The sequence below is a fragment of the Pseudovibrio sp. W64 genome (assembly GCF_001623145.1).
Classification (GTDB): Bacteria; Pseudomonadota; Alphaproteobacteria; order Rhizobiales; family Stappiaceae; genus Pseudovibrio.
In genome coordinates this window covers 176,929-184,482 of record NZ_LMCI01000014.1, presented here as the reverse complement: position 1 = coordinate 184,482, position 7,554 = coordinate 176,929, and the positions used below count along the sequence as shown (strand labels likewise).

7 protein-coding genes are annotated in these 7,554 nt (G+C 51.4%); 3 read left to right on the top strand and 4 right to left on the bottom strand.

Annotated elements, in window-relative coordinates; all coding sequences use genetic code 11:
* Nucleotides 1–531 precede the first annotated feature (531 nt).
* Nucleotides 532–1,308 (bottom strand): DODA-type extradiol aromatic ring-opening family dioxygenase, encoded by a 777-nt coding sequence (locus PsW64_RS08780; RefSeq protein WP_063303364.1) that lies wholly within the window; start codon nt 1,306–1,308, stop codon nt 532–534.
* Between the two features lie 203 nt (nt 1,309–1,511).
* Between PsW64_RS08780 and dut the strand changes: the two genes are divergently transcribed.
* From dut to cysK, 3 genes are all read left to right on the top strand, one after another.
* Nucleotides 1,512–1,970 (top strand): dUTP diphosphatase, encoded by a 459-nt coding sequence (dut, locus tag PsW64_RS08775; protein WP_063303363.1) that lies wholly within the window; start codon nt 1,512–1,514, stop codon nt 1,968–1,970.
* 93 nt (nt 1,971–2,063) lie between these two features.
* The gene (locus PsW64_RS08770) at nt 2,064–2,741 is read left to right on the top strand and encodes an HAD family hydrolase (RefSeq protein WP_063303362.1); all 678 of its coding nucleotides are present in this window, start codon (nt 2,064–2,066) and stop codon (nt 2,739–2,741) included.
* Nucleotides 2,742–2,997: 256 nt separating this feature from the next.
* Nucleotides 2,998–3,963: a cysteine synthase A gene (gene cysK, locus PsW64_RS08765; protein ID WP_063303361.1), complete on the top strand. Its 966-nt coding sequence runs from the start codon at nt 2,998–3,000 to the stop codon at nt 3,961–3,963.
* Between the two features lie 88 nt (nt 3,964–4,051).
* Here cysK and PsW64_RS08760 read toward each other — a convergent pair whose 3' ends face one another.
* From PsW64_RS08760 to trpA, 3 genes are all read right to left on the bottom strand, one after another.
* Nucleotides 4,052–5,377, bottom strand: a complete 1,326-nt coding sequence (locus tag PsW64_RS08760; RefSeq protein WP_063303360.1) for a bifunctional folylpolyglutamate synthase/dihydrofolate synthase — start codon at nt 5,375–5,377, stop codon at nt 4,052–4,054.
* A 104-nt stretch (nt 5,378–5,481) separates the two neighbouring features.
* Nucleotides 5,482–6,402 (bottom strand): acetyl-CoA carboxylase, carboxyltransferase subunit beta, encoded by a 921-nt coding sequence (accD, locus tag PsW64_RS08755; protein WP_063298936.1) that lies wholly within the window; start codon nt 6,400–6,402, stop codon nt 5,482–5,484.
* Between the two features lie 72 nt (nt 6,403–6,474).
* Nucleotides 6,475–7,305, bottom strand: coding sequence for a tryptophan synthase subunit alpha (gene trpA, locus PsW64_RS08750; protein WP_063303359.1), 831 nt, complete (start codon nt 7,303–7,305; stop codon nt 6,475–6,477).
* Between the last annotated feature and the right edge of the window lie 249 nt (nt 7,306–7,554).

Here is a 7,554-nt window from a genome sequence, read left to right as displayed (position 1 = left end):
AACGTCGCCTCTTTTGCATATAAGGCACGATAGCCGGTTTCCCGGAAAGACAATGGCTTATCCAGACACGTTTCCATGCCCGAACAGTTCCTCCGTCTTTGATAGGCACTTTCGCAAAAGCAGGTTTTACTGCCGGTGCTCTTGTATCTATCACCGCGTGATACCCTATAGTCCTGGGCCCTTCCCCTCAAACCATGCGGCCACGTTTGAAGTTCGGTTCACCGGACCACTGAAAGGTGCGTTACGTCTTCCAGAAGCCCCGCCCAACCTACGACAAACTGACGGTCGCTCCGCCAGCAGCCCGTTACGTAGGCATATGAAGAGAATATGGGAGGATTTCAGAAGGGGAATAAGTTTTTTGAGACAGTCTTTGCCCCACCCACCGGTGTCATCCCGGCCCCCGAGCCGGGATCTATAACCCCAGTGTCAGAAATTGACCGAACGCCTTCGTGAAAAAGCAATCGGTTATGGATCCCAGCTCAAAAGCTAGGACGGCACCAAGAGAGTTTAACTGATATAGTCTCTTGGTGACTACCTGTTACGAAACCGAAACGCACTCATGCTGATGGAGCGGTAAGTGAAGCTCTCATGCAGCTTTTCGCCATAAGCATGCTCACCTGCAGCTCCATATGCCACCAGAAGCGGAAGGAAGTGTTCATCAGTTGGAAGTGCTTTTTTGTAGTACTTGTGATTGCCGGAAGAGAGCAGTGCGCAGGTCTCCCCTTGTTCCGCAAGCTCGGTAATCCAGTGGTCAAACTCCAATGCCCAGTCTGGCGTGACACCATTGCCGCTGACTTCAGAAAAATTATGCGTCAGCGCACCACTGCCGATAACAAGGATACCCTCTTCCGCCAGCGGAGCTAAAGCACGCCCTAGGTTAAAGCTCTCTTCGCTTCCATAGGCATAGGGCAAAGACACCTGAACCACTGGAATATCCGCATCAGGAAAAGCCAGTGACAAAGGAACCCAGGCACCGTGGTCCAAACCCCATGAATTATCTTCGCAAACGGTCAGGCCATAGCGCGTAATGGCGTCGTGTGTGCGAGTAACCAGCCAGCTTGGGGCATCCGTAGCGTATTGCATGTCATAGAGTTTCGGCGAGAAGCCGCGAAAATCATGGATGGTCTTCAACGGACCTGCTGAGGTGATGACGAGCCGCTCTGTTTGCCAGTGAGGCGAAATGATCACGATCGCATTGGGCTTAACCTCTGAAACACAAAGGTTTTTGAGAAACTGATGAGCTTCCAGCTCAGGTCTTATTGCGAGATCTGGTGCTCCATGGGGCAAAAAGAGAGGTGATTGTTTCATGTGAAACGCTTTTTTGTTTCGGTTTGTTGATGAATTTCTTATTCTCAACAGTGTATTGCATTAGCGAATTACGACCAATCTCAGTAAAGTTGATAGGACTGTTCACTGAAAGTGACCTTATCCTGGGATAAGGACCTTGATCGAATTTCATGCGCCTACTGGAAGAAATTGCAAACTCCTGTTAGAAAAGACGCCTCTTATCAATGGGCCTCTTCATGACACCAAAACTAAAAATTACGCGCCTTCCTCACAGCGAAGGATTAGAGCTTCCTGCTTATCAAAGTGCAGAGGCTGCTGGTTTGGATTTGCAAGCAGCAAATACAGATGCGATCGAGTTGAAGCCTGGACAGCGGGCGATGGTGCCAACGGGCCTTTCACTTGCTCTGCCATCTGGTCATGAGGGGCAGGTTCGTCCACGTTCAGGTCTGGCCGCTAAACGCGGTGTGACGGTCCTCAACACACCAGGTACGGTTGATGCTGATTATCGCGGCGAAGTGAAAGTCATCCTGATCAATCTGGGGGAAGACTCCTTTGTGATTGAACGCGGAATGCGCATCGCTCAAATGGTGGTGGCCCCTGTCACGCAAGTGCAGATCGAAGAAGTCAAAGAGCTTGAAACCACCGAACGTGGTGAAGGCGGGTTTGGCTCCTCTGGCGTTTAAGCGCATCTTCAAAGGATACGCTGGAAGAAAACTGGAGCATCTCGCGTCAACTCCCATGAAGGCGAGAGGCTCCGAGGAATACAAGGAAGAATTATGAAGCCGGAACTGGTGATTTTCGATTGTGATGGCATTCTTGTCGACACCGAAACCATAGCGAATGAAGTCCTTTCTGACTTCATGAAGAAAATCGGCCTCGATTTCTCGCCTTTGGAATGTCACCACCGCTTCACCGGCACCGCAATGGACACCATTAAGGAAGAAGCCGAGCGCCTCAGCGGCAAAAAGCTTCCTGATGACTGGGCTGCACAGGTTCGCCAGGCTGATCTGGTCGCGTTTGAAGCTGGTATTGAGCCAATTCCGGGTATTCTGGATGTTGTTGCTCATCTGAAAGCAGAAGGCATTCCATTCTGCGTTGGCTCCTCAGGTCGCTATGAAAAGATGCAGATGACACTTGGCTCCTCTGGCCTCTGGGAAACCTTCAAGGACGTGCTCTATTCCGCGCAGGATTGCAAAATGGGCAAACCAGCGCCGGATATCTTCCTCTACGCAGCCAAGGGTATGGGCTTCAAACCGAAGCAATGCGTTGTAATTGAAGATAGTATCGCCGGCATCAAAGCCGCGAAAGCCGCAGGAATGCGCGTCTTCAACTACACGGGCGATGTAAACGCAGACATCGAGCAGGCCAAATCTCTGGGCGCGACCACCTTCGGTCACATGTCTGAATTACCTGCCCTGTTGGGTCTTGAAGCGCTGGATCAAACCAACGCGTAGTTCATCTATTTTCAAGGAAATGGTCTTTTTTGCAAAAGACCATACTAAATCATCGTTCTGCTAGAATGTAATTCTATGTTCCTGCAGTATTTTGCATCACGTTTCTATATCCTATAGTTTTCGGGGTTTTTGAAACCTCGAAAACCCTCGTTACACTTCCTACATTTCATTGAGAAATTTAATGAGGCTGCAGCTCGGGATTCTTACGCCGAGACAGGGCTCAAACTCACAAGCAAATTGCATAAAGGGGATTTCGATGAGCACTTCCAAGCCGGGTCGTGGAAAAATTTACTCTTCCATCACTGAGACTATCGGAAACACACCAATCGTACGTCTGGACCGTTTGGCAAAGGCTCACGGCGTAAAAGGCAACCTGCTTGCCAAACTCGAGTTCTTCAACCCGATTTCCAGCGTGAAAGACCGTATCGGTGTCGCAATGGTTGAGGCAATGGAAGCAGCGGGCAAGATCATTCCGGGCAAAACCACTCTGATCGAACCAACCTCCGGCAACACAGGCATCGCGCTGGCCTTCGTCGCAGCTGCGAAAGGCTACCGCCTGATCCTCGTAATGCCAGAGACCATGTCCATCGAACGCCGTAAGATGTTGAAGCTTCTGGGCGCTGAGATTGACCTGACTGAAGGTCCAAAGGGCATGAAGGGTGCTGTCGCACGCGCAGAAGAGCTTCTGGCGGAGATTCCAGATGCTGTTATTCCGCAGCAGTTCGAAAATCCGGCCAACCCTGAGGTTCACCGCAAAACCACTGCTGAAGAAATCTGGAACGATACCGACGGAAACGTTGATGTATTCGTATCCGGCATCGGCACCGGCGGCACCATCACGGGCACTTCTCAGGTGCTGAAAGAGCGCAATCCAGCCCTTCACGTGGTTGCTGTTGAGCCAGCTGACAGCCCGCTTTTGTCCGGCGGCCAGCCTGGTCCGCACAAAATTCAGGGCATCGGCGCTGGTTTCGTACCGGGCGTTCTGGATACCGCTGTTTATGATGAAGTGGTCACCGTTTCCAATGAGGACTCGTTTGCGCTGTCTCGTGAAGTGGCGAAAACAGAAGGCGTTCCGGTTGGTATCTCTTCCGGTGCGGCGCTGAAAGCTGCGATCGAAGTTGGCAAGCGTGAAGAGATGGCAGGCAAAAACATTGTCATCATCATCCCAAGCTTCGCAGAGCGTTACCTCTCAACTGCTCTCTTCGAAGGTCTGGATGCCTGATCCCAGCGAGATCTTAAATGAATTAAGGGAGGCAATTGCCTCCCTGTTTTGTGTCTACCGATCATTTCGAGTCTGAATCGAACCTTGCTTACTCAGGCGGTGTGCCGTTTCTGTCAAGAATTTCGCCAGCTAAGTAAAGTGAGCCGCCAAACAGAATACGCGGCGCTTCGTCTTCATCCTGCGCACGCCGTCTGATCTCCGCGATTGCTCTGTCCATGGTGCCATGAGCCGAAGCTGAAAGACCTGCGGCCTGTGCAATCTCCGCAAGTTCAATCGGAGAACGTCCTGCGCTCGTGGTGGTCAAGGGCACGCAGATGACATGCTTCGCCAGCCCTTCAAACTGCTCAAAGAACCCTTCCGGATCTTTCGTGTTCATCATGCCCATGAGCAGATAGGTCGGACGGGATGCCTTATCCGTCAAATCTGCGAGGAAAGAGGAAATCACCTTTGCGGCGCCGGGGTTATGTCCGCCATCCACCCAGATCTCACTGCTTTCTGGCAGCTCGTCAAAGAGCTTGCCTTCATAAAGAGGCTGCATCCGTGCTGGCCAGTTGATGGTGCGCAGCGCTTTATCGCAAGCAACCCGTGCCTCTTCGCTCTCAAGCAGTCCCGCCGCCCTCAGCGCAGCCAATGCAAGACCGGAGTTGGACATCTGATGGAAACCGGCAAGCTTTGGCGGTGAAAGGTCCAGCAACCCAAATTCATCCTGATAAACAAGCCGCCCGCCCTCTTCCCAGGCAGAAAACTCCTGCCCCTGAAACCAGATAGGCGCGCGCTCCCGCCCGGCTTTGTTCTCAATCACATCCCACACGGCATCCGCTTGCGGACCCACAACAACAGGACAACCCGGCTTAATTATCCCAGCCTTCTCCAGCGCAATGCCTTCAAGGCTATCACCCAGGAAATTCTCGTGGTCTTTTGAGATCGGAGTGATCACACTCACCAGCGGCTTCTCAACAACGTTGGTGGCATCCAGAACACCACCAAGTCCGACTTCCAGAACAAGATAATCAGCAGGATTGTTGGCAAACAGGTAGAACGCAACAGCTGTTGTCGCCTCAAAAAACGTCAGCTCATGACCATCATTGGCTTTCTCAACCTGCTCAATCGCTTCAAGCAATGCATCATCTTCAACAAAGCGACCTGTACCACCCAGCCGAATGCGCTCATTGAAGCGAACCAGATGCGGTGAGGAATACACATGAACGGTTTTCCCCTGTGCCTCCAGAAGCGCCCTGACAGAGGCTCCGGTAGAGCCTTTGCCATTGGTCCCCGCTATATGGAAGACTGGCGGAATGCGTGTCTCAGGGCTCCCCAGCGCCTTCATGACCCGATGCATACGGTCTAAGGACAGATCAATCTCATCGGGATGAAGTTTCATCAAACGATCAAGGGCGGCTTTGATCTTGTTCATTGGCTATCCACCTTCAAATCTGCTGGGCATCTGAATAAAGAAAAAGCCCGGCACGGTATGCCGGACTTTTAAAAGCAAATCGCAACTCCGTGAGCTGTAAAGACTTACGGGGTTGCAGCAACCTCAGTGCTCGCCTCTGGTTCTGCAGGCTTTTCTTCAAGCACTGGCAGCTGAGCTTCACGCTTCATCAGCAGGTTACACAGGTTGGAAATGGTTTCTTTCAGCTCGTGACGATGCACAACCATGTCGACCATACCGTGATCACGCAGATACTCAGAACGCTGGAAGCCTTCAGGAAGCTTCTCGCGAATAGTCTGCTCAATCACGCGCTGTCCAGCAAAGCCGATCAAAGCGTTAGGCTCAGCAATGTGAACATCGCCCAGCATCGCGTAGGAGGCTGTTACGCCACCGGTCGTCGGGTTGGTCAGCACCACAATGTAAGGCAGGCCTGCTTCACGAAGCATCTGTACGGTTACAGTAGTCCGTGGCAGCTGCATCAGCGAGAGGATGCCTTCCTGCATGCGTGCACCGCCGGAAGCGGCAAACATGACGAAAGGTGTTTTGTGCTCAACGGCATGTTCCATACCGCGGATGATCGCTTCACCAGCTGCCATGCCAAGAGAACCGCCCATGAAGGCGAAATCCTGAACAGCAGTGGTCATGTCGTAGCCATTCACCTTACCGCTGGCGACAACGACAGAGTCGGTCATCTCGGTTTTGGCTTTGGCATCTTTCAGGCGATCAACATACTTGCGCTGGTCGCGGAATTTCAGTGGGTCGACAGCAACTTCCGGAGTCTCGATGCTGGTGTATTCACCCTGGTCAAAGAAATACTCCAAACGCTTCTTGCTGGAGAGGCGCATATGAAAGTTGGAGTTTGGTACAACCCACTGGTTTGCCTCCAAATCGCGATGGAAGACCATCTCGCCAGTTTCAGGGCACTTGATCCAAAGGTTTTCCGGAATTTCGCGCTTTTCGAGAAAGCTGCGGATTTTCGGCCGTACGACGTTGTTAATCCAGTTCACGGGCTGCCGCCTGTCTTTAATTTCGTTTTCAATTTTTAATGGCCATTAAACGGGCCATACGTAAAGCAATACTTATTTCCGAGCTTTTTCTACACCCACACGTAGTGAGCGCACAACTTCGGTAACAGCAGCTTGTGTCTGATTTGTGGCTTTACCATTGTCGTCAAGGCTTGTTCTAATCGCCTCAACAAGAATAGAGCCAACCACCACACCGTCGGCATGCTTGCCAATTTCTTCTGCTTGTTCAGCGGTTTTAATGCCAAAGCCAACAGCAACAGGAAGCTCAGTGTGGGATTTAATTCGTGTAACTGCCTTAGCAACAGCAGTGGTGTCTGCAGCGGCAGATCCGGTTACACCAGTTACGGATACGTAGTAAACAAAACCTGATGTATTCGCCAGAACAGTTGGAAGGCGTTTGTCATCAGTTGTTGGTGTGGTCAGGCGGATAAAGTTTACACCACCCTCAATTGCCGGAATGCAAAGTTCGTCATCTGCTTCCGCAGGCACATCAACAACAATAAGACCATCAACGCCAGCTTCACGTGCTTCTTTCACAAAAGCAGCGCTGCCACGTACAAAGATCGGGTTGTAGTAACCCATCAGAACGATTGGAGTGTCATTGTCCTTTTTACGGAACTCACGCACCATCTGAAGCGTTTTGTCCATCGTGTGACCATGCGCCAGAGAGCGCTGAGTCGCCAGCTGGATTGGAACACCTTCAGCCATCGGGTCAGAAAACGGCATGCCAAGCTCAATAACATCACTACCCGCTTCTGGAAGTGCATCCAGAATAGCTTGTGAAGTGGCGAGGTCCGGGTCTCCGGCCGTAATAAAAGTTACGAGCGCAGGACGTCCTTCAGCCTTCAGCTTAGCAAAGCGTCGATCAATACGAGTTTCAATCATTCATCCGACCATCTGATGTATTGGGGCAAGCCCCACCAATCAATCAGCAAGGATGTAGGGGTGCAACTAGCCCTCTGTCAATAAACACAGCGCAAATTGAATGCGTTTCTGGCGAATTTTATAAGAAAAAGACAACAGCCCCAGAGAATATCCAGCGATAAAGACTCTCAAGGTCTCAGATTGACCATTACGTCAAATATAATATTGCCTGCTCTGATCGTGAGCATATGGTGAACTCGACCCACTAAG